Genomic DNA, 21,571 nt, shown 5'->3' on the forward strand with positions numbered 1-21,571 from the left:
TATGAAGATCGGTGTCATTGGTGGCGGCCAGCTGGGCCGCATGCTGGCTCTGGCGGGCACTCCGCTGGGGATGAGTTTCGCCTTCCTCGACCCGGCGCCGGACGCCTGCGCCCAGGCCCTGGGCGAGCACCTGCGCGGCGACTACAACGACCACGAGCACCTGCGCCGCCTGGCCGATGATGTCGACCTGGTGACCTTCGAGTTCGAGAGCGTGCCGGCCGAGACCGTGGCCTTCCTCTCCCAGTTCGTCCCGGTCTACCCGAGCGCCGAGGCGCTGCGCATCGCCCGCGACCGCTGGTTCGAGAAGTCGATGTTCAAGGACCTCGGCATCCCCACCCCGGACTTCGCCGATATCCAGTCCCAGGCCGACCTGGACGCCGCCGTGGCCGCCATCGGCCTGCCGGCTGTGCTGAAGACCCGCACCCTGGGCTACGACGGCAAGGGCCAGAAGGTGCTGCGCCAGCCCGAAGACGTGGTCGGTGCCTTTGCCGAGCTGGGCAGCGTGCCGTGCATCCTCGAAGGCTTCGTGCCGTTCACCGGCGAAGTGTCGCTGGTGGCCGTGCGCGGCCGTGACGGTGAAACGCGCTTCTACCCGCTGGTGCACAACCGCCACGACGGCGGCGTGCTGGCCCTGTCCATCGCCAGCACCGAGCATCCGCTGCAGGCGCTGGCCGAGGACTATGTCGGTCGCGTGCTCAAGCAGCTGGATTACGTCGGCGTGCTGGCCTTCGAGTTCTTCGAGGTCGACGGCGGCCTGAAGGCCAACGAAATCGCCCCGCGCGTGCACAACTCCGGGCACTGGACCATCGAAGGCGCCGAGTGCAGCCAGTTCGAGAACCACCTGCGCGCCGTCACCGGCCTGCCGCTGGGCTCCACGGCCAAGGTCGGCGAAAGCGCCATGCTCAACTTCCTCGGCGAAGTGCCGGCGGTGGAGCAGGTGACGGCGATTGCCGATTGCCACCTGCACCACTACGGCAAGGCCTTCAAGGCCGGGCGCAAGGTCGGCCACGCCACCCTGCGCTGTGCCGACATGGCCACGCTGAAGGCGCGCATCGCCGAGGTCGAGGCGCTGATCAAAGCCTGAGACCGGTGGGGCGGCGCAGCCCGCCGTCCCGCACCTGCACCGCTGTACCGGGAGTTGTCATGCGCCGAATGCTGTTTGCCCTGTTGCTGCTGCCACTGCTGGCTCACGCCGAACCGCGGGAAACCGACTGGCTGGAGCTGATGCCGCGCGAGGACCAGAAGGCTCTCGAAGCCATGCCGGAAATCAGCCACGAGACGCCGGAAGGCGCCGGTACCTTCGGCCAGCAGGGCGGTCTCAAGCAGCAGGCCAAGGACCTGCCGGCGGTGATGTATTCGAGCAGGACCGTGCCCCACCTCAACGGCAAGCTGGTACGCCTGGGCGGCTACCCGGTGCCGCTGGAGAGCGACGCCGAGGGCCGCAGCACCCTGTTTTTCCTGGTGCCCTATCCGGGCGCCTGCATCCACGTGCCGCCGCCGCCGCCGAACCAGATCATCCTGGTGCGCCCGGCCAAGGCCATTCTCCTCGAAGACATCTACGCGCCCCTGTGGGTCAGCGGCACGCTGAAGATCGAGGCGGTCAGCAACGACCTGGCCGATGCCGCCTACACCATCAGCGGCGGCGAAGTGCGCCTGGTCGAGGAAGAAGACCTGTAACCCCGCGCCCCGCGCGTCGGTGCGGGGCCTGGTGCGCGCGGCGCACCCTCCGCCCGCGCCCATACCGGCCGATCTCTGGCACATCTGCGCCACCAGCACCTAGTCTGAATGGACTGGAGCCTGGGAGATGGGCATGCGCAAACTGTTATTCGGCGTCCCGCTGCTGCTGGTGCTGGGCCTGCTGCTGTGGTGGTGGAGCCGCCCCGAGCCGCTGCCGGTGCGCCTGGTGGCGGTCGAGCGCGGCACGGTGGAAACCCTGGTGGCCAATACCCGCGCCGGCACCCTCAAGGCCTGCCGGCGCTCGCGCCTGTCGTTCAACCTGGGCGGCCAGGTCAGCCAGCTGCTGGTCGACGAGGGCCAGCGCGTGCAGGCCGGCGAGGTGCTCCTGCGCCTGCGCCAGGATGACCGCCAGGCCCGCGTCAGCGAGGCCGAGTCGCGCCTGGCCGCGCAGCGCAATGCCCGCGAGCAGCGCTGCCAGCAGGCCCATCTGGAGCGCCGCGACCTCGAACGCCTGCGCCACCTGGCCGAGCGCAAGCTGGCCGCCGCCGACCGCCTGGACCAGGCCCAGACCCGCGCCAACCTGTCGGCCCTGGTGTGCGCGGCCAGCACCGCGCTGATCGCCGAGGCCGAATCGCAGCTGGAGCTGCAGCGCTCGCTGCTCGACCAGGCCACCCTGCGCGCGCCCTTCGCCGGCATCGTCGCGCAGATCAACGGCGAGCTGGGCGAGTACGTCACCCCGTCGCCGCCGGGCATCCCCACGCCGCCGGCGGTGGACCTGATCGATGACAGCTGCCTGTACGTCGAGGCGCCGATCGACGAGGTGGACGCCGCCCGGGTGCGCCTCGGCATGCCGGTGCGGATCAGCCTGGACGCCTTCCGCGGCCGCCATTTCGCCGGCCAGGTCAGCCGCATCGCGCCCTTCGTCCGCGACCTGGAGAAGCAGGCGCGCACCGTCGACGTGGAGGTGCGCTTCGCCGAGGTGCCGCCCGAGGTGACCCTGCTCACCGGCTACAGCGCCGATGTGGAGATCCTCCTGGAGGAGAAGCGCGAGGTGCTGCGCGTGCCCACCGAAACCCTGCTCGACGGCCAGCGCCTGTACCGCTACGACGCCGCGGCCGGGCGCCTGCGCGAAACGCGCATCCGCACGGGGCTGAGCAACTGGCGCTGGACCGAGGTGCAGGGTGGCGTCGAGGCGGGCGCGCGGATCCTCGCCAGCCTGGACCAGGAGGGCCTGGCCGACGGCCTGGCGGTGCGCCCCGAGGAGGCGGCGGAGAGCCCGCCATGATCGAGCTGCGCGCGGTCACCCGCTGCTTCCAGCTCGGCGATCAGCGGGTGATGGGCCTCGACGCGGTGGACCTGCAGGTGGCAGCCGGCGAGTACCTGGCGGTGACCGGGGCGTCCGGCTCGGGCAAGTCGACCCTGCTCAACATCCTCGGCCTGCTGGATGCCCCGGACAGCGGCGAATACTGGCTGCGCGGCGAAGCCACGGCGGCCCTCGACGAGGTGCGCCGCGCCGAGCTGCGCAGCCGCTGGATCGGCTTCGTGTTCCAGTCCTACCACCTGATCCCGCGCCTGAGCGCGCGGGACAACATCGAGCTGCCGATGCTCCTGGCCGGCATCGAGCCGGGCGAGCGCCGGCGCCGCAGCGCCACCCTGATCGAGCGCCTGGGCCTCGGCGACCGCCAGGCCCATCGCCCCGGCGAGCTGTCCGGCGGCCAGCGCCAGCGGGTGGCCATCGCCCGCGCCATGGCCATGCAGCCGGCCCTGCTGCTGGCCGACGAGCCCACCGGCAACCTCGACAGCCACACCGGCGGCGAAGTGGTGGCGCTGCTCGAGGAGCTCAACGGCGAGGGCCTGACCCTGCTGGTGGTGACCCACGACCCGCAGCTGTCGCGGCGCGCCGGGCGCCAGCTGCTGATGCGCGACGGGCGCATCGTCGAAGACCGCCGCCAGGAGCCGAACTGATGCGCGCCGCCGATGCCCTCGGCCTGTGCCTCGGCAGCCTGCGCGGGCACCGCTCGCGCAGCCTGATGCTGCTCCTGGCGGTGGCCATCGGGGTCGGCGCGGTGAGCCTGCTCACCGGCCTCGGCGAAGGCGCGCGCAGCTATGTCCTCGGCGAGTTCGCCGTGCTCGGGCGCAACACCCTGATCATCCTGCCCGGGCGCAAGGAAACCAGCGGCGGCATGCCGCCGATCACCGGCCTGGCGCCGCGCGACCTGACCCTGCAGGACGCCGCGGCCATCGCCCGCCTGCCCGCGGTGCTGCGGGTGGCGCCGCTGCAGGCCGGGCAGGTCGAGGTCAGCGTCGGCAACCGCAACCGCGAGGCCTTCACCCTCGGCACCAGCCAGCAGTTCTTCGCCATCCGCCAGCTGCGGGTCGGCCAGGGCCAGCCGCTGCCGGCGCTGGACTTCGGCGAGGCGCGGGCGGTCTGCGTGATCGGCGCCAAGCTGCGCCGCGAGCTGTTCGGCACGCGCCCGGCGCTGGGCGAGTGGCTGCGCGCCGGCGACCGGCGTTTCCGCGTGGTCGGCATCCTCGCCGAGCGTGGCGAGTCACTGGGCATGGATTTCGGCGAGATGCTGATCATCCCGGTGGCCAGCGCGCAGATGCTGTTCGACCGCGAGGGGCTGTTCCGCGTGTTCGCCGAGCTGCGCGGGCCCGGCCTGCTGGCCAGCGGCAAGGCGCAGATCATCGCGACCATTCGCGAGCGCCACGAGGGCGAGGACGACATCACCCTGATCGGCCAGGACGCCATGCTCGCCGCCTTCGCCGACATCCTCCGCGCGCTGACCCTGGCCCTGGCCGGGATCGCCGCCATCAGCCTGCTGGTGGCCGGCATCCTGATCATGAACGTGACCTGGATCGCGGTGAACCAGCGCACCGCCGAAATCGGCCTGCTCAAGGCCATCGGCGCCAGCGCGGCGCAGGTGCGCCTGCTGTTTCTCGGCGAGGCGGGGCTGCTGGCCGGCGCCGGCGCCCTGGCCGGGCTGGCGCTGGGCGAGGCGCTGCTGTGGCTGGGGCGCTGGATCTGGGATTTCCCCCTGCATGCGCCCTGGTGGGCGCGCCTCAGTGCGGCGCTGCTGGCGCTGGCCACGGCGCTGCTGTTCGCCTGGCTGCCGGCCAGCCGCGCGGCGGCGCTGCACCCGGTGGATGCCTTGCGTCCGCAGGCGGCGCGCTGATGGCCGCGCGCCGAGTCCGCCGGCCATGATGCGCCTTCGCGATGGCTTCGCCCTGACCGCCTCGGCGCTGACCAGCCGGCCGCTGCGCAGCCTGCTGACCCTGCTCGGGGTGGCCATCGGCATCGCCGCGGTGGCGCTGCTCACCGCCATCGGCGAGGGCCTGCGCGGCTACGTGCTGGACAACTTTTCGCAGTTCGGCACGCGGATCATCGCCATCCACCCGGGCAAGACCCAGACCGGCGGCCTGGGCGGCATCCTCAGCAGCGTGCGCCCGCTCAACCTGGGCGACGCCGCGGCCCTGGGCCGGCTGGCGCATGTCGAGGCGGTGGTGCCGATCATCCAGGGCAGCGGCGACATTCAGTACCAGCAGCGCTCGCGGCGCAGCGACATCATCGGCGGCGGCCACCAGCTGGCCGAGGCCTGGCGCTTCGAGCTGGCCCTCGGCCAGTTCCTGCCGCCGGCGCGCGACGGCCGTTCGCCGCCCTACGCGGTGCTCGGCTACACCCTGCACCGCGAGCTGTTCGGTGCGGCCAACCCGCTGGGCGAGCTGGTGCGCATCGGCGGCACGCGCTTCCGGGTGATCGGGGTGATGGCGGAGAAGGGCCAGCTGCTCGGCTTCGACCTCGACGACATCGCCTACATCCCGGTGGACTGGGCGCAGAGCCTGTTCAACCGCGAGGGGCTGATGGAGATCGACGTGGTGTTCAATGCCGGCACCGGCTCGGCGCCGCTGGCCGAGCGCATCCGCACGCTGCTGGTCGAACGGCACGGCATGGAGGACTTCAACATCACCACCCAGGACGACATGCTCGCCAGCCTGGGGCGCATCCTCTCGGTGCTGACCCTGGCGGTCGGCGCTCTCGGCGGGGTTTCCCTGCTGGTGGGGGCGGTGGGCATCCTCACCATCATGACCACCACGGTCAGCGAGCGCACCGCGGAGATCGGCCTGCTGCGCGCCATCGGCGCCAGCCCGCGGCAGGTGCTGGGGTTGTTCCTCGCCGAGGCCACCCTGCTGTCGCTGGCCGGCGGCCTGCTCGGCCTGCTGTTGCTGGCGTTGCTGCTCGGCGTGCTGCACCTGGCGGTGCCGGGCCTGCCGCTGGCCCTGCGCCCGGCGTTCCTGCTGCTGGCGCTGCTGCTGGCCGGGCTGATCGGCGTACTCGCCGGCATCGCCCCGGCGCGGGCGGCGGCGCGCCTGCACCCGGTGGAGGCGCTACGCGGCGAATAGGCCTCTGCTTGGCTACGGGCTTGCCGGTGCGGGGCTTAGAACGGGCTCTTAGAGCGCCTCGCTGCTGAGCGTCAGGCGCAGGCTGTGGGACTCGCCGGGGGCCAGGGTGACGATGTCGTCGCCGACGTTCGCCGTTTCGATACACAGCATGCGCTGCCAGGCGTCCTCGGCGAACTGCGACAGGCGCCGGGCCTTGTCGATCCAGGGGTTCCAGACGATGGCCGAGTGCGAGCCCCAGGCATCCAGGTGGATGCGCCGCTGCCAGCCCGGATCGACGATGCTCAGGCGCGTCGGGGTGTCCAGGTAGATGCGGTCGGTTTCCCCGGCGAAGCCGAGGGCGCCGTGCTGGCGGTGCTGCTGCCAGTTGTCCAGGGTCTCGATATAGCGGCAGCCGTCCAGGCCCTGCACGCTCACCTGGCGGATGTCGCTGACGGCGAAGTAGCTGTGCAGCGCCTGGCTCAGCGCCAGCGGCTGGTCGCCCAGGTTGCGGCTGCCCAGCTTCAGGTGCAGCTGCTGGTCGAGGCGGATGCTCAGGTGCAGTTCGGCCGCATGCGGCCAGTCGGACAGGGGATGCTGGCGGCTGTCGAAGACGAAGTTCAGGCTGACCGCGCCGTCGGCCTGCTCGATGCCTTGCAGCTGCCAGTCCAGGCCGCGCACCGCGCCATGCGCCGGGCTGATCGTGCCGCCGGCGTACTGCGCCTGCACCGCCGGCGGGTTGCGCCGCAGGTCGCCGAACCAGGGCCAGCATACCGGCACGCCGCCGCGCACCGACTGGCCGCGGTGGTAGGCGGCCTGCTCGCTGAGCCAGATCAGCGGCGCCTGCGCGCCGTGCTGGTAATGCAGGATCTGTGCGCCCTGCTGGGCCACCAGCAGTTCGGCGTCGCCGACATGCACGCGCCAGCAGGTCAGTTCATCCAGCTCGACGCGTTCGACAGAGGGGAGGGCGTTCATCTCGGTATCCACACGCTAAAAGTAGAGGTGTACCGCAGACTCCGGCGAAAGGCCAGTGCCGGGGAGCGGCGCGTGGGCGGGTGCGGCTTGTCGCCGGCGCTGGCGTGCTAGAGCGTCCGCGCGCCCCATACAGGGGCGGCGCGCACCGGCAAACGGATGGCTGGTGCCAGGGCCGGCTCAGCCGCGGCGCGGTGGTACCGGGCGGGTGCGGCCGCTGCCGTCGATGGCGACGAACACGAATACCGCCTCGGTGACCTTGCGCCACTCGCTGGACAGCGGGTCGTCGCTCCACACCTCGACCAGCATCTGGATCGAGCTGCGGCCGATTTCCAGGGCCTGGGTATAGAAGGACAGCTGCGCGCCGACGGCCACCGGCACCAGGAAGGCCATGCGGTCGATGGCCACGGTGGCCACCCGGCCGCCGGCGACCTTGCTGGCCATGGCGGTGCCGGCCAGGTCCATCTGCGACACCAGCCAGCCGCCGAAAATATCGCCGAAGCCGTTGGTTTCGCGCGGCAGCGCGGTCAGCTGCAGGGCCAGATCGCCTTGCGGTATCGGATCTTCCTGTTCGAGCTCGATCATGGTGGGCCCCGTGCCGGTGTTCTTATGTTTGGAGTGGTATGGGAAATTCTGCAAAGGCTTGGCCGGTGCCCAGGCCTTTGCGCAATCGCCCGTGGCCCAGCGGGCCAGACGCGCAGTATATCGGGCGGCGCGTCAGACGACGACCGCCCGGTTCTGCATTTGTCGTCCGATTGTGTGGCCCGGGCGGCGCTTTCGGAGCCCCGAAGCATCGCGGCGGCGGCAGGTCCTAAGACCGCTGCAATTTGCTATCGTGCCCCGGCTGCCGCTGGCAGCCGTCCCTCGACCTCTTAGAAGATGCTGCCGACCATGCCTTCCGTGCCCTCCAGCGCTGCGCCCGCGGCGCGCCCGTTGACCCGTGGCGATTACAAGACGCTGTCGCTGTCCGCCCTGGGCGGCGCCTTGGAATTCTACGATTTCATCATTTTCGTGTTCTTCGCCGCCGTGGTCGGCAAGCTGTTCTTCCCCGCCGACATGCCCGAGTGGCTGCGCCAGCTGCAGACCTTCGGCATCTTCGCCGCCGGCTACCTGGCGCGGCCGCTGGGCGGCATCATCCTGGCCCACTTCGGCGACCTGCTCGGGCGCAAGCGCATGTTCACCCTGAGCATCTTCCTGATGGCCGTGCCGACCCTGCTCATGGGCCTGCTGCCGACCTACGCGCAGATCGGCATCTGGGCACCGCTGGCGCTGCTGGCGCTGCGCGTGGTGCAGGGCGCGGCGATCGGCGGCGAGGTGCCGGGGGCCTGGGTGTTCGTCGCCGAGCACGTGCCGGCGCGGCATGTCGGCTTCGCCTGCAGCACCCTGACCGCCGGGCTGACGGTGGGCATCCTGCTCGGCTCGCTGACCGCCAGCCTGATCAACCGGGTGTTCAGCCCCGAGGAGCTGGCGGCCTACGCCTGGCGCATCCCGTTCCTGGTCGGCGGGGTGTTCGGCCTGATTTCCGTGTACCTGCGGCGCTGGCTGCACGAGACCCCGGTGTTCGCCGAGATGCAGCTGCGCCAGGCGCTGGCCGCCGAGCTGCCGCTGAAGGCGGTGGTGCGCGAGCACAGGCCGGCGGTGCTGCTGTGCATGCTGCTGACCTGGGTGCTGTCGGCCGGCATAGTGGTGGTGATCCTGATGACCCCGAGCTTGCTGCAGACCCTGCATGGCTTCAAGCCGGCCGACGCGCTGCAGGCCAACAGCCTGGCCATCGTCTGCCTGAGCCTGGGCTGCGTGCTGGCCGGCTGGGCGGCGGACCGCTTCGGCGCCAGCCGGGTGTTCGTGTTCGGCGGCCTGCTGTTGCTGCTCAGTTCCTGGGCCTTCTACAGCAGCCTGGCCAGCCAGCCGCAACTGCTGCTGCCGCTGTATGCCCTGGCCGGCCTGGGCGTGGGCAGCATCGGCGCGATTCCGCTGGTGATGGTTCGCGTCTTCCCGGCCGTGGTGCGCTTCTCCGGGCTGTCGTTCTCCTACAACCTGGCCTACGCCATCTGCGGCGGGCTGACGCCGATCCTGGTCAGCCTGCTATTGAAGTGGAGCCCGCTGGGCCCGGCCTACTATGTCGGTGCCCTGTGCCTGCTGTTCATGCTGATCGGCGGCTGGCTGTGGCAGCGCCGCGATGCGGCGCAGGTGCTGGCGTAGGTTGGGTTGAGGCGCGTAGCGCCGAAGCCCAACGGCTGTCGACGGGCCCGTCTCGGTGTTGGGCCGGGTACCGCCGTTGGGCTTCGCTGCGCTCAACCCAACCTACGCTCACCAGGCCCGCAGGGGCGCCTGGGTAATTTCCCGCGCTTTAATCTAATTGTCACAATCCATTCATAGAGTGGTCATGCGGCCTGCAGATACTTGGCCCCGTTCAATCCAACCCTATCCTGCTTGGAGCAAGGCATGAAACTGAAGCGTTTGATGGCGGCCCTGACTTTCGTCGCCGCTGGCGTAAGCGCCGCTACCGCGGTGGCTGCTATCGACCCGGCTCTGCCGACCTACGAAAAGACTTCCGGTGTATCGGGCAACCTGTCCAGCGTCGGCTCCGACACCCTGGCCAACCTGATGACCCTGTGGGCCGAGGAATACAAGAAGCTCTACCCGAACGTGAACATCCAGATCCAGGCTGCCGGTTCCTCCACCGCGCCGCCCGCGCTGACCGAAGGCACCTCCAACCTCGGCCCGATGAGCCGCGAGATGAAGGACAACGAGCTGCAGGCCTTCGAAGAGAAGTTCGGCTACAAGCCGACCGCCATCCCGGTCGCCGTCGACGCCCTGGCCGTGTTCGTGCACAAGGACAACCCGATCAAGTCGCTGGACATGGCCCAGGTCGACGGCATCTTCTCGGCCAACCGCCTGTGCGGTGGCGGCAACGTGAAGAGCTGGGGTGACGTCGGTCTCACCGGCGAGTGGGCCGACAAGCCGGTGCAGCTGTTCGGCCGCAACTCGGTATCCGGTACCTACGGCTACTTCAAGGAAACCGCGCTGTGCAAGGGCGACTTCAAGCCTAACGTCAACGAGCAGCCGGGTTCGGCTTCCGTGGTGCAGTCGATCTCCAGCACCGTGAACGCCATCGGTTACTCGGGCGTCGGCTACAAGACCGCCAGCGTACGTGCCGTGCCGCTGTCGAAGAAAGGCGGCGAAGCCTTCGAGGCCAACGAGGCCAACGCCCTGGCCGGCAAGTACCCGCTGTCGCGCTTCCTGTTCGTCTACGTCAACAAGGCGCCGAACAAGCCGCTGAGCCCGCTGGAAGCCGAGTTCGTCAAGCTGGTGCTGTCCAAGCAAGGCCAGGAAGTCGTGCTCAAGGATGGCTACATCCCGATGCCGGCCAAGGTGGCCGCCAAGGCTCTGAAGGACCTGGGTCTGTAACCGGCCCCGCCAGTGCCCGGGCTACAAGCCCGGTGCACCAGCCGACACGCCCGCTACTCTTTGGAGTCGCGGGCGTTGTCATGTCACCACGCTGTAATCTTTCTGTCACACAAGGTGGCTAGATTTAAGCGCCTGCTCAAATCAGGGGCGCGCGTGCGCAACCGCCCAGAGAATTTCGCATGAACGACTTGGCCAACGACACCATGACCGCTTCCTCGAACAACAGCCAACGGCTGGACTTCAACACCCCGGCCCTGCTGCGCAAGCGCCGCATGCGCGCGCTCAAGGACCGGATGACGCGCTGGTACGTGAGCGTCGGTGGTCTGGCCGTGCTGGCCTGCATCACCCTGATCTTCTTCTACCTGGCCCACGTGGTGCTGCCGATGTTCGGCGGCGCCGAGCTGGAGTCGCGCAAGGCCCAGCAGCCGGCCTGGCTGGCTAGCCAGGGCGAGGCCCTGTTGCTGGCCGTGGAAGAGCAGAACAAGGTCGCCATGCGCCTCAGTCGTGCCGGCCAGGTGCAGTTCTTCAGCCTCAAGGACAGCACTCTGCTGAACGACTACCAGCTGCCGCTGCCGGCCGGTGTCGGCATCAGCTCGGTCAGCCAGGACCAGCCCGGCAGCCGCCGCGTGGTGCTCGGCCTGTCCAACGGCCAGGTGCTGCTGTTCCAGCATGACTACAAGGTCAGCTACCCGGACAACGTCAAGACCATCACCGCCAAGCTCAACTACCCCTTCGGCGAGGTGCCGCTGGTGCTGGATGCCCAGGGCCGCGCCCTGGAGCACGTGGCCGTCAGCCAGAACGACGACACCCTGCTGCTCAGCGCCTCCACCGGTGCCGAGCTGCACCTGCTGTCGATCACCCGCAGCGAGAACCTGCTCACCGGCGAGTCGAGCCTGGAGGAGCAGCGCATCGCCCTGCCGCAGATCGCCGAGCCGATCAAGGCCATGGTCATCGACCCGCGGCAGATGTGGCTGTACGTGATCAACGGCAAGGCCACCGCGGATGTCTTCGACCTGCGCAGCAACAGCCTCAACGGCCGCTACAAGCTGCTTGAGGGCCCGGCCGAAGTGACCAGCGTCAGCCAGCTGCTGGGCGGCATCTCGCTGATGGTCGGCGACAGCCAGGGCACCATCGCCCAGTGGTTCATGGTCCGTGATGCCGACGACAAGTCGAGCCTGACCCGTATCCGCGACTTCCAGCTGAACGGCCAGGCGATCACCCAGATCCTCCCGGAAGAACGCCGCAAGGGCTTCCTCGCCCTGGATGCCGCAGGCACCCTGGGCATCTTCCACAGCACCGCGCACCGCACCCTGCTCACCGAGCAGGTCGCCGATGGCGCCGCCATCGCCGCCCTGTCGCCGCGCGCCAACCGCGTGCTGGTCGAGTCCCGGGGCCAGGTGCAGCGCTTTGTGGTCGACAACCCGCATCCGGAGATTTCCTGGAGCGCGCTGTGGAGCAAGGTCTGGTACGAGAGCTACGACGAGCCCAAGTACGTCTGGCAGTCGACTTCGGCCAACAGCGACTTCGAACCGAAGATGAGCCTCGCCCCGCTGACCTTCGGCACCCTCAAGGCGGCCTTCTACGCCATGCTGCTGGCCGCGCCGCTGGCCATCTGCGCGGCGATCTACACCGCCTACTTCATGGCCCCGGCCATGCGCCGCAAGGTCAAGCCGGTGATCGAACTTATGGAAGCGCTGCCGACGGTGATCCTCGGCTTCTTCGCCGGCCTGTTCCTCGCTCCCTATGTGGAAGGCCACCTGCCCGGGATGTTCAGCCTGTTGCTGCTGACACCGGTCGGCATCCTGCTGGCCGCCTACGCCTGGAGCCGCCTGCCGGAGCGCATCCGCCTGCTGATCCCGGATGGCTGGGAAGCGGCGCTGCTGATCCCGGTGATCCTGCTGATCGGCGCCGGCTCCCTGGGCATGAGCGGCCACCTGGAGAACTGGTTCTTCGGCGGCGACATGCGCCTGTGGATCAGCAATGACCTGGGCATTGCCTTCGACCAGCGCAACGCCCTGGTGGTCGGCCTGGCCATGGGCTTCGCGGTGATCCCGAACATCTACTCGATCGCCGAAGACGCCGTGTTCAGCGTGCCCAAGAGCCTGACCTTCGGTTCCCTGGCCCTCGGCGCCACGCCCTGGCAGACCCTGACCCGGGTGGTGATCCTCACCGCCAGCCCGGGCATCTTCTCGGCGCTGATGATCGGCATGGGCCGGGCGGTGGGCGAGACCATGATCGTGCTGATGGCCACCGGCAACACGCCGATCATGGACATGAACATCTTCGAAGGCCTGCGCACCCTGGCCGCCAACGTGGCGGTGGAGATGCCGGAGTCGGAAGTCGGCAGTACCCACTACCGCGTGCTGTTCCTCTCCGCGCTGGTGCTGCTGACCTTCACTTTCGTGATGAACACCCTGGCGGAAGTGATCCGTACCCGCCTGCGCAAGAAATACGCATCGCTCTGAGAACTGGGAAGGTAGATGTCCGTGAAAAGCAAAGAGCAAAACCTCAAGTCCTGGTTCAAGAGCGGCGCGCCCTGGGTGTGGATGACCGCCGGTGGCGTGTCCATCGCGGTGATCATGACCATTGGCCTGCTGGCGGTGATCGCCACCCGCGGCCTCGGCCACTTCTGGCCGGCCGACGTGATCGAGTCGCGCTACCAGGTGCCGGGCGAGGAATCGCGGATCATCGCCGGCGAGCTGGTGCAGGCCGAGGAAGTGCCGCGCGCGCGCCTGGCCGCCGCCGGCCTGCCGGTGGATGTGAAGGGCGGCGAGTTCATGACCCGCGAGCTGCTCAAGGTCGGCAACCGCGAGCTGTTCGGCGCCGACTTCAGCTGGGTGGTCGCCGAGTGGATGAGCGACTCGCACACCCCGCAGAACCTGCTGGTGATGGAACGCCGCGAGTGGGGCAACTTCTACGGCTACCTGGTCAACGTCAAGCAGGACGGCCAGCTGGTCGCCGAGGGTGAGGCTGCCTGGGGCGAGCTGCAGCAGCGCATCGCCCGCATCGACGAGCTGCACGCGCAGATCGCCAGGCTGGAGAAGAAGGACATCGGCCGCATCAACGCCGGCCTCGAACGCCTGCGCCTGCAGACCCGCGGCCTGGAACTGAAGGGCCAGCTGGACGCCGCGGCCCAGGCCGACCTGGACGCCCAGCGTGCCGAATGGGACGCCCAGTACAAGGTCCTGGAAACCCAGCTGACCGAACTGCACGGCGCCTTCAACCGCGACAGCGTGACGGTCAAGACGGTCGATGGCCGCGTCGAGGAAATCAGCCTGGGCAAGGTGGTGCGCGCCTTCCAGCCGAACGCCATGGGCACCTTCGACAAGCTCGGCTTCTACTTCGCCAAGCTGTGGGAGTTCGTCAGCGACGAGCCACGCGAGGCCAACACCGAGGGCGGCATCTTCCCGGCCATCTTCGGCACCGTGATGATGACCCTGATCATGGCGGTAATCGTCACCCCGTTCGGCGTGATGGCGGCCATCTATCTGCGCGAGTACGCCAAGCAGGGCACCCTGACCCGCATCATCCGCATCGCGGTGAACAACCTGGCCGGCGTCCCGGCGATCGTCTACGGCGTGTTCGGCCTGGGCTTCTTCGTCTACGTGCTGGGCGGCTCGATCGACCGGCTGTTCTTCGCCGAGGCGGCGCCGGCGCCGACCTTCGGCACCCCGGGCCTGCTGTGGGCCTCGCTGACCCTGGCGATCCTCGCCGTGCCGGTGGTGATCGTCGCCACCGAGGAAGGCCTGGCGCGCATCCCGCGGGCACTGCGCGAAGGCTCCCTGGCCCTCGGCGCGACCAAGGCCGAGACCCTGTGGAAAGTGGTGCTGCCGATGGCCAGCCCGGCCATGATGACCGGCATGATCCTCGCCGTGGCCCGCGCCGCCGGCGAAGTGGCGCCGCTGATGCTGGTCGGCGTGGTCAAGCTGGCGCCGGCGCTGCCGGTGGACGGCAACTACCCGTACCTGCACCTGGACCAGAAGATCATGCACCTGGGCTTCCACATCTACGACGTCGGCTTCCAGAGCCCCAACGTCGAGGCCGCCCGCCCGCTGGTGTACGCCACCGCGCTGCTGCTGGTGCTGGTGATCGCCCTGCTCAACCTGAGCGCGGTGTTCATCCGCAACCACCTGCGCGAGAAGTACAAGGCGCTGGACCATTAATGCATTGCGCCGCCGCAGCCAGGCTGCGGCGGCAACCACGAATTGTTAGCGTAGGGAGCATCCCATGCAGCACGAAGTACACACCCACGGCATCAACATGGCGGCCCTCGGTCGCGAGAAGCAGGGCCTCGACCTGGCCCAGGAAAGCGTGGCCCTGGAAGTGCCCGGCCTCAACCTGTTCTACGGCGACAAGCAGGCGCTGTTCGATGTCAGCCTGAACATCCCGAAACAGCGGGTGACCGCCTTCATCGGCCCGTCCGGCTGCGGCAAGTCGACCCTGCTGCGCACCTTCAACCGGATGAACGACCTGGTCGACGGTTGCCGCGTGGACGGCCAGATCCTCCTCGACGGCCAGGACATCTACAAGAAGGGCGTGGACGTCGCCGAGCTGCGCCGTCGCGTCGGCATGGTGTTCCAGAAGCCCAACCCGTTCCCCAAGAGCATCTACGAGAACGTGGTGTACGGCCTGCGTATCCAGGGCGTGAACCAGAAGCGCGTGCTCGACGAGACCGTGGAATGGGCGCTGAAGAGCGCGGCGCTGTGGGACGAGGTCAAGGACCGCCTGCACGACTCGGCCCTCGGCCTGTCCGGCGGCCAGCAGCAGCGCCTGGTGATCGCCCGTACCGTGGCGGTGCAGCCGGAAGTGCTGCTGCTCGACGAACCCTGCTCGGCGCTGGACCCGATCTCCACCCTCAAGGTCGAAGAGCTGATCTACGAGCTGAAGAGCAAGTACACCATCGTCATCGTCACCCACAACATGCAGCAGGCCGCGCGGGTCTCCGACTACACGGCGTTCATGTACATGGGCAAGCTGATCGAGTTCGGCGATACCGACACCCTGTTCACCAACCCGGCGAAGAAGCAGACCGAAGACTACATCACCGGGCGCTACGGCTAGGTCGTCACCCGTAGGGTGCGCCAGGCGCACCATGGGGCGGTGCGCGCGGCGCACCCTACACACAGCTTCCGCGGAGCCAGACAATGATGAACAAAGACAACCTCACCCAGCACATCTCCCAGCAGTTCAACGCCGAGCTGGAGGAGGTGCGCAGCCACCTGCTGGCCATGGGCGGCCTGGTCGAGAAACAGGTCAACGACGCGGTCACCGCGCTGATCGAGGCCGACTCCGGCCTGGCCCAGCAGGTGCGCGAGATCGACGACCAGATCAACCAGATGGAGCGCAACATCGACGAGGAATGCCTGCGCATCCTCGCCCGTCGCCAGCCGGCCGCCTCCGACCTGCGCCTGATCATCAGCATCTCCAAGTCGGTGATCGACCTGGAGCGCATCGGCGACGAGTCGTCGAAGATCGCCAAGCGCGCCATCCTGCTGTGCGAGGAAGGCGAGGCGCCGCGCGGCTACGTCGAGGTGCGGCATATCGGCGACCAGGTACGGCGCATGGTGCAGGAGGCGCTGGATGCCTTCGCCCGCTTCGATGCCGACCTGGCCCTGTCTGTGGCGCAGTACGACAAGACCATCGACCGCGAGTACAAGACCGCCCTGCGCGAGCTGGTCACCTACATGATGGAAGACCCGCGTTCGATCACCCGCGTGCTCAACGTGATCTGGGTCCTGCGCTCGCTGGAGCGCATCGGCGACCACGCGCGCAACATCGCCGAACTGGTGATCTACCTGGTGCGCGGCACCGATGTGCGGCACATGGGCCTGGCGCGCATGCAGGAAGAAGTGCAGGGCACCGGCAAGGCCGAGTGAGCCCCGCCAGCGCGCGCAGCGGCGGGCTCGGCCGTGCGCGCGGCAATTTCCGGCGTTGCCATGGTTGGCCTTGAGCCATCATCCGCGGCTATGCTGTGAGGATTGTCGCAGGAGTGGCCGATGAGCAAAGTCAGTGTGCTGGTGGTGGACGACGCAACCTTTATCCGTGATCTGGTGAAGAAGGGATTGCGCGACCATTTCCCCGGCATCCAGATCGAGGAAGCGATCAACGGGCGCAAGGCCCAGCAGATGTTGAGCCGCCAGGCGGTCGACCTGATCCTCTGCGATTGGGAGATGCCCGAGCTGTCCGGCCTGGAGTTGCTCAGCTGGTGCCGCGAGCAGGACAGCCTGAAGGTCGTGCCGTTCATCATGGTCACCAGCCGCGGCGACAAGGACAACGTGGTGCAGGCCATCCAGGCCGGGGTCTCCGACTTCATCGGCAAGCCGTTTTCCAACGAGCAGCTGGTGACCAAGGTGAAGAAGGCCCTGCACCGCGCCGGCAAGCTGCAGACGCTGATGTCCAGCGCGCCGCCGAAGATGCTCAGCACGGGCGCCTTCGCCAATGATTCCCTGGCCGCGCTGACCGGCGGCAATGCCGATGTGATCAAGCCGGCGGCCAAGGCCGCGACTCCCGCTCCCGCCCCCGGTTTCGCCAAGGCCGCCGCACCCGCCGCCAAGCCGGCGGCCAGCGCCGCACCGAGCGGCCGTGGCCAGGGCCAGCTGCGCCTGCCCGGCGGCAACATGGCCTGTGTGATCAAGGCCCTGAGCATCAAGGAGGCGCTGCTGGTGGTCAAACGCGGCGAACCGCTGCCGCAGGTGCTGGAAAGCGCGGTGCTCGACCTGGAGCAGGGCGAGGCCGCCGAGACCGCGCGGCTCAACGGCTACCTGCACGCGGTGGCGGCGCTGGAGCCCACGCCGGCCAGCGAATGGCTGCAGATCACCTTCAAGTTCGTCGACCGCGACCCGCAGAAGCTCGACTACCTGTCGCGCCTGATCGCGCGCGGCAGTGCGCAGAAGCATTTCGTCCCCGGCGCCTGAGCGCCACGCAGAAACGCCAACGGCGCCCTCGGGCGCCGTTGTGCATTGTGGGCCGCTGTCTTAGCCCGCCAGCATGCGTCCGCATTCTTCCAGGTTGATGTGCCACTGCAGTGCTTCGCGCAGCAGGTGTGGGGTGTGCCCGCCCTTGGCGCAGGCGCGCTCGAAGTAGTCGTTCAGCGCCCCGCGGAAGTCCGGGTGCACGCAGTTGTCGATGATCACCCGCGCCCGCTCGCGCGGCGCCAGGCCGCGCAGGTCGGCCAGGCCGACTTCGGTGACCAGGATGTCGACGTCGTGCTCGCTGTGGTCGACGTGGCTGACCATCGGCACCACGCTGGAAATCGCCCCGCCCTTGGCGATCGATTTGCTGACGAAGATCGCCAGGTGCGCGTTGCGGGCGAAGTCGCCGCTGCCGCCGATGCCGTTCATCATCCTGGTGCCGCCGACGTGGGTCGAGTTGACGTTGCCGTAGAGGTCGAACTCCAGCGCCGTGTTGATGCCGATGATGCCCAGACGGCGCACCACCTCCGGGTGGTTGGAGATTTCCTGCGGGCGCAGCACCAGCTTGTCCTTGTACTTTTCCAGGTTGCCGAACACTCGCGCGTTGCAGCGCTCGGACAGGGTGATCGAGCAGCCCGAGGCGAAGTTCATCTTGCCGGCGTCGATCAGCTCGAAGGTCGAGTCCTGCAGCACTTCGGAGTACATGGTCAGGTTGTCGAACGGCGAATCGATCAGGCCGCACATCACCGCGTTGGCGATGCTGCCGATGCCGGCCTGCAGTGGGCCGAGGTTGCTCGGCATGCGCCCGGCGGCCACTTCCTTCTCGAAGAAGGCGATCAGGTGGTCGGCGATGCCCTGGGTGTCGGCGTCCGGCGCGGTCACCGTGGAATAGGAGTCGGCCTGCTCGGTGATGACGATGGCGACGATCTTCGCCGGGTCGATGGGGATGGCGCTGCTGCCGATGCGGTCGTCCACGCGGGTCAGCGGGATCGGCGTGCGGGTCGGCCGGTAGGTGGGGATGTAGATGTCGTGCAGGCCTTCCAGGTTCGGGTTGTGCGCCAGGTTGATCTCGACGATCACGCGCTCGGCGAAGATGGCGAAGCTGGCCGAGTTGCCCACCGAGGTGGTCGGCACGATATGGCCCTGCTCGGTGATGGCCACCGCCTCGATCACCGCGATGTCCGGCTTCTTCAGCTGGTGGTTGCGGATCTGCTCGACGGTATCGGACAGGTGCTGGTCGACGAACATGACTTCGCCGGCATTGATCGCGCGGCGCAGGGTCGGGTCGACCTGGAACGGCATGCGCCGGGCCAGCACGCCGGCTTCGGTGAGCTGCTTGTCGAGGTCGTTGCCCAGGCTGGCGCCGGTCATCAGGCTGATCTGCAGCGGCTGCTGCTTGGCCCGCTCGGCCAGGGCGCGCGGCACCGCCTTGGCTTCGCCGGCGCGGGTGAAGCCGCTCATGCCGACGGTCATGCCGTCCTCGATCAGATTGGCGGCGTCGGCCGCGCTCATCACCTTGGCCAACAGCGCGGGCAGGCGCACACGATCGCGATACATGGGGGAACCTCGGGGCAGCGAAAACGAGGCCGGCAGTCTAGGCGCTGGGGGGGCGCCCGCCACTCATACCTAAGTCGAATGGATCGCTCTGTTCCGGGCTTTGCAGACGAGCGGTCGAATTCCGCCCTGGAGGCAATGCCGACTGTCGCACAGCCGCGCCTGCCGGCTCTCGCGTGGCCTGGGCGGCGCTGCTAGTCTTACTAACCCCCGGATAACCAAAAACCACTCGATCCGTGAAGTCATGCTAAGGCCCGTATTGCTCTTCTGCGCTCTGCTGCTGGCCGCCGGCCAGGCCAGTGCGCTGACCATCTACAAGTACGTCGACGCCAACGGCGTGGTGACCTATAGCGACAAGGCCGTGGCCGGCGCCCAGGTGTTCGTGTTCCGCGACCGCATGATCGAGCGCCTGGACAACCTGGTGAAGCTGGAAACCAAGAAGCACGACGCCGGCGAGACCCTGCTGATCCGCAACGACCTGTATGCCCCGGTGGAAATCGAGCTGAGCCTGAACCGCGTGGTCAACGCCACGGGCGCCCCGCAGCAGCCGATTCGCTGGGTGCTGCCGCCGCGCAGCAAGATCCGCCTGGCCACCCTGGCCCCCATCGATGCCAGCCAGCCGATGAGCTACAAGCCGCGCCTGCGCTACGCCATGGGCGACCCGCGGCTGCAGCCGCAGCTCTACCGCTACCCGCTGCCCTGGCGTGGCGGGCCGTTCAAGCTGACCCAGGGCGCCAACGGCCGCTACAGCCACTTCACCCCCAAGGGACGCTATGCCCTGGATATCGCCATGCCGCAAGGCACGCCGATCGTCGCCGCGCGCGGCGGCATGGTGGTGAAGACCGAGAACCAGCAGAGCGGGCGGGGCACCAACCCCTCCGGCAACTTCGTGCGCATCCTCCACGACGACGGCACCATGGGCGTCTACCTGCACCTGCTGCGCGGTTCGGTGAGCGTGCACGAGGGGCAGCGGGTGGAGGCCGGCACGCGCCTGGCCAGTTCCGGCAACACCGGCAACAGCACCGGCCCGCACCTGCACTTCGTGGTGCAGCGCAACGTCGGCCTGGCCCTGGAGTCGATTCCCTTCAGCTTCGCCCAGCCGGTGGACAGCCTGCCCAACTTCGCCGTCGGCGGCGAATAAGGCCTGCTTGCGGGCCTGGGCCGGTCCGGGAAGGGTGCGCCCCGTTGCAGCCCGTGGTGCGCACGGCGCAGCCTACGGCGGCGCACTTCAATCCAGCTTGAGCACCTTGGCCAGGACGATCTTCGGCCCCTTCATCTTCTTGACGATGATGCGCAGGCCTTCGCTCTCCAGCACTTCCTCCTCTTCCGGCACGCGGTTGAGGCTCTCGTAGACCAGCCCGGCCAGGGTCTCGGCCTCGATATGGTCGAGGTCGATGCCGAGCAGGCGCTCGATCTTGAACAACGGGGTGTCGCCGCGCACCAGCAGCTTGCCCGGCTGGTAGGCGAGGATGCCGCGCTCGGCCTTGTGGTGTTCGTCCTGGATATCGCCGACCAGGGCTTCCAGCACGTCTTCCATGGTCAGGAAGCCGACCACCTTGCCGTCCGCCTCCTCGACCAGGGCGAAGTGCGCGCCGCCCTGGCGGAACTGCTCCAGCAGGCTGGACAGCGGCATGTGCTTGGTCACCCGTTCCAGCGGATGGAGCAGTTCGCTGAGCTTGAACTTGGACGGCAGCATTTCCAGCAGCGACAGCTGCAGCAGCAGGTCCTTGATGTGCAGCAGGCCGATGAAGTGGCCGGCCTGCTCGTCGTACACCGGGAAGCGGCTGTACTTGTGGCGGCGGAACAGGCTGAAGACATCCTCCAGCCTGGCGTCGCTGTTGAGGAACACCAGGTCCTCGCGCGAGTTGGCCCAGTCGACCACCTCCAGCTCGCCCATCTCCACGGCCGAGGCCAGCACGCGCATGTCCTGGTCGCTGGGGTCGCTGGCGCGGCTGGAGTGGAGGATCAGCTTGAGTTCGTCGCGGCTGTAGTGGTGCTCGTGGTGCGGCCCCGGCTCGCCCTGGCCGGCGAAGCGTAGGATGGCGTTGGCGCTGGCGTTGAGCAGGAAGATCGCCGGGTACATGGCCCAGTAGAACAGGTACAGCGGCACCGCGGTCCACAGCGACAGCAGCTCGGGCTTGCGGATCGCCCAGGACTTGGGTGCCAGCTCGCCGACCACGATATGCAGGTAGGAGATGATGAAGAAGGCGACGAAGAAGGCGATGGCATGCACCAGCTTCGGCGAGTCGATGCCGGCGTACTCCAGCAGCGGGCCGAGCAGGTGGGCGAAGGCCGGCTCGCCGACCCAGCCGAGGCCGAGGGAGGCCAGGGTGATGCCCAGCTGGCAGGCCGACAGGTAGGCGTCCAGCTGGTTGTGCACGGTGCGCAGGATATGCCCGCGCCAGCCGTTCTGCTCGGCCAGGGCTTCGACCTTGGTCGAGCGCAGCTTGACCATGGCGAACTCGGCGGCGACGAAGAAGCCGTTGAGCAGAACGAGGAACAGGGCGAACAGCACAAGGCCGAAATCGGCGAAATAGGAGGCGGCGGTGTAACTAGGAGAAGGGTCCATGGGGTCTGTGGTTGGCTAATGACCGCTAAAGGGTGGCGGCTGCTGGCGGCGAATGCAAGCCGCAAGCGCCGGCGCCCTGGTTTCCGGATGCGCTGGCCGGGGC

18 protein-coding genes are annotated in these 21,571 nt (G+C 68.4%); 14 read left to right on the plus strand and 4 right to left on the minus strand.

Features of this window, described 5'->3' with window-relative positions; genetic code table 11:
- Nucleotide 1: 1 nt before the first annotated feature.
- The 6 genes from GV001_RS02245 (at nt 2) to GV001_RS02270 (ending at nt 6,078) form a co-directional block, all read left to right on the plus strand.
- On the plus strand, nt 2-1,084 hold the full coding sequence (locus GV001_RS02245; RefSeq protein WP_160077707.1) for a 5-(carboxyamino)imidazole ribonucleotide synthase: 1,083 nt from the start codon (nt 2-4) through the stop codon (nt 1,082-1,084).
- 59 nt (nt 1,085-1,143) lie between these two features.
- On the plus strand, nt 1,144-1,677 hold the full coding sequence (locus tag GV001_RS02250) for a DUF3299 domain-containing protein (RefSeq protein WP_160077709.1): 534 nt from the start codon (nt 1,144-1,146) through the stop codon (nt 1,675-1,677).
- A gap of 133 nt (nt 1,678-1,810) precedes the next feature.
- On the plus strand, nt 1,811-2,962 hold the full coding sequence (locus GV001_RS02255) for an efflux RND transporter periplasmic adaptor subunit (RefSeq protein ID WP_160077711.1): 1,152 nt from the start codon (nt 1,811-1,813) through the stop codon (nt 2,960-2,962).
- Nucleotides 2,959-3,642: an ABC transporter ATP-binding protein gene (locus GV001_RS02260; protein ID WP_160077713.1), complete on the plus strand. Its 684-nt coding sequence runs from the start codon at nt 2,959-2,961 to the stop codon at nt 3,640-3,642. Before GV001_RS02255 ends, GV001_RS02260 begins: the two co-directional genes overlap by 4 nt.
- Entirely contained in the window at nt 3,642-4,853 is a 1,212-nt protein-coding gene (locus GV001_RS02265; RefSeq protein ID WP_160077715.1) for an ABC transporter permease, read from the plus strand. Before GV001_RS02260 ends, GV001_RS02265 begins: the two co-directional genes overlap by 1 nt.
- Nucleotides 4,854-4,881: 28 nt before the next feature.
- Complete coding sequence (locus GV001_RS02270) at nt 4,882-6,078, plus strand: ABC transporter permease (RefSeq protein ID WP_160083125.1); 1,197 nt, start codon at nt 4,882-4,884, stop codon at nt 6,076-6,078.
- 48 nt (nt 6,079-6,126) lie between these two features.
- Here the strand turns inward: GV001_RS02270 and GV001_RS02275 are convergent, their stop codons facing one another.
- Together GV001_RS02275 and GV001_RS02280 are read right to left on the minus strand one after the other, a co-directional pair.
- Nucleotides 6,127-7,029 (minus strand): D-hexose-6-phosphate mutarotase, encoded by a 903-nt coding sequence (locus GV001_RS02275; RefSeq protein ID WP_160077717.1) that lies wholly within the window; start codon nt 7,027-7,029, stop codon nt 6,127-6,129.
- A gap of 177 nt (nt 7,030-7,206) precedes the next feature.
- Nucleotides 7,207-7,611: an acyl-CoA thioesterase gene (locus tag GV001_RS02280; RefSeq protein WP_160077719.1), complete on the minus strand. Its 405-nt coding sequence runs from the start codon at nt 7,609-7,611 to the stop codon at nt 7,207-7,209.
- 306 nt (nt 7,612-7,917) lie between these two features.
- On the opposite strand from GV001_RS02280, the gene GV001_RS02285 reads away from it, so the two are divergent.
- The 7 genes from GV001_RS02285 (at nt 7,918) to GV001_RS02315 (ending at nt 17,348) form a co-directional block, all read left to right on the plus strand.
- Nucleotides 7,918-9,225, plus strand: coding sequence for an MFS transporter (locus GV001_RS02285; protein WP_160077721.1), 1,308 nt, complete (start codon nt 7,918-7,920; stop codon nt 9,223-9,225).
- Nucleotides 9,226-9,468: 243 nt separating this feature from the next.
- Entirely contained in the window at nt 9,469-10,434 is a 966-nt protein-coding gene (locus tag GV001_RS02290; RefSeq protein ID WP_160077723.1) for a phosphate ABC transporter substrate-binding protein PstS, read from the plus strand.
- A 179-nt stretch (nt 10,435-10,613) separates the two neighbouring features.
- Nucleotides 10,614-12,899, plus strand: a complete 2,286-nt coding sequence (locus GV001_RS02295) for an ABC transporter permease subunit (RefSeq protein ID WP_160077725.1) — start codon at nt 10,614-10,616, stop codon at nt 12,897-12,899.
- Nucleotides 12,900-12,980: 81 nt separating this feature from the next.
- Nucleotides 12,981-14,597, plus strand: coding sequence for a phosphate ABC transporter permease PstA (gene pstA / locus GV001_RS02300; protein ID WP_372238569.1), 1,617 nt, complete (start codon nt 12,981-12,983; stop codon nt 14,595-14,597).
- Nucleotides 14,598-14,661: 64 nt separating this feature from the next.
- Nucleotides 14,662-15,495, plus strand: coding sequence for a phosphate ABC transporter ATP-binding protein PstB (gene pstB, locus GV001_RS02305; RefSeq protein WP_160077729.1), 834 nt, complete (start codon nt 14,662-14,664; stop codon nt 15,493-15,495).
- Nucleotides 15,496-15,578: 83 nt separating this feature from the next.
- Complete coding sequence (phoU, locus tag GV001_RS02310; RefSeq protein ID WP_160077731.1) at nt 15,579-16,310, plus strand: phosphate signaling complex protein PhoU; 732 nt, start codon at nt 15,579-15,581, stop codon at nt 16,308-16,310.
- Nucleotides 16,311-16,430: 120 nt separating this feature from the next.
- Nucleotides 16,431-17,348, plus strand: a complete 918-nt coding sequence (locus GV001_RS02315) for a response regulator (RefSeq protein ID WP_160077733.1) — start codon at nt 16,431-16,433, stop codon at nt 17,346-17,348.
- 60 nt (nt 17,349-17,408) lie between these two features.
- Here the strand turns inward: GV001_RS02315 and GV001_RS02320 are convergent, their stop codons facing one another.
- The gene (locus GV001_RS02320) at nt 17,409-18,902 is read right to left on the minus strand and encodes an acetyl-CoA hydrolase/transferase family protein (protein ID WP_160077735.1); all 1,494 of its coding nucleotides are present in this window, start codon (nt 18,900-18,902) and stop codon (nt 17,409-17,411) included.
- Between the two features lie 241 nt (nt 18,903-19,143).
- Here GV001_RS02320 and GV001_RS02325 point away from each other — a divergent pair, with 241 nt between their 5' ends.
- On the plus strand, nt 19,144-20,040 hold the full coding sequence (locus GV001_RS02325; RefSeq protein WP_160077737.1) for a peptidoglycan DD-metalloendopeptidase family protein: 897 nt from the start codon (nt 19,144-19,146) through the stop codon (nt 20,038-20,040).
- A gap of 87 nt (nt 20,041-20,127) precedes the next feature.
- Here GV001_RS02325 and GV001_RS02330 read toward each other — a convergent pair whose 3' ends face one another.
- On the minus strand, nt 20,128-21,468 hold the full coding sequence (locus tag GV001_RS02330; RefSeq protein WP_160077739.1) for a hemolysin family protein: 1,341 nt from the start codon (nt 21,466-21,468) through the stop codon (nt 20,128-20,130).
- Between the last annotated feature and the right edge of the window lie 103 nt (nt 21,469-21,571).

The sequence above is a fragment of the Pseudomonas sp. 8AS genome (assembly GCF_902506505.1).
GTDB lineage: Bacteria > Pseudomonadota > Gammaproteobacteria > Pseudomonadales > Pseudomonadaceae > Aquipseudomonas.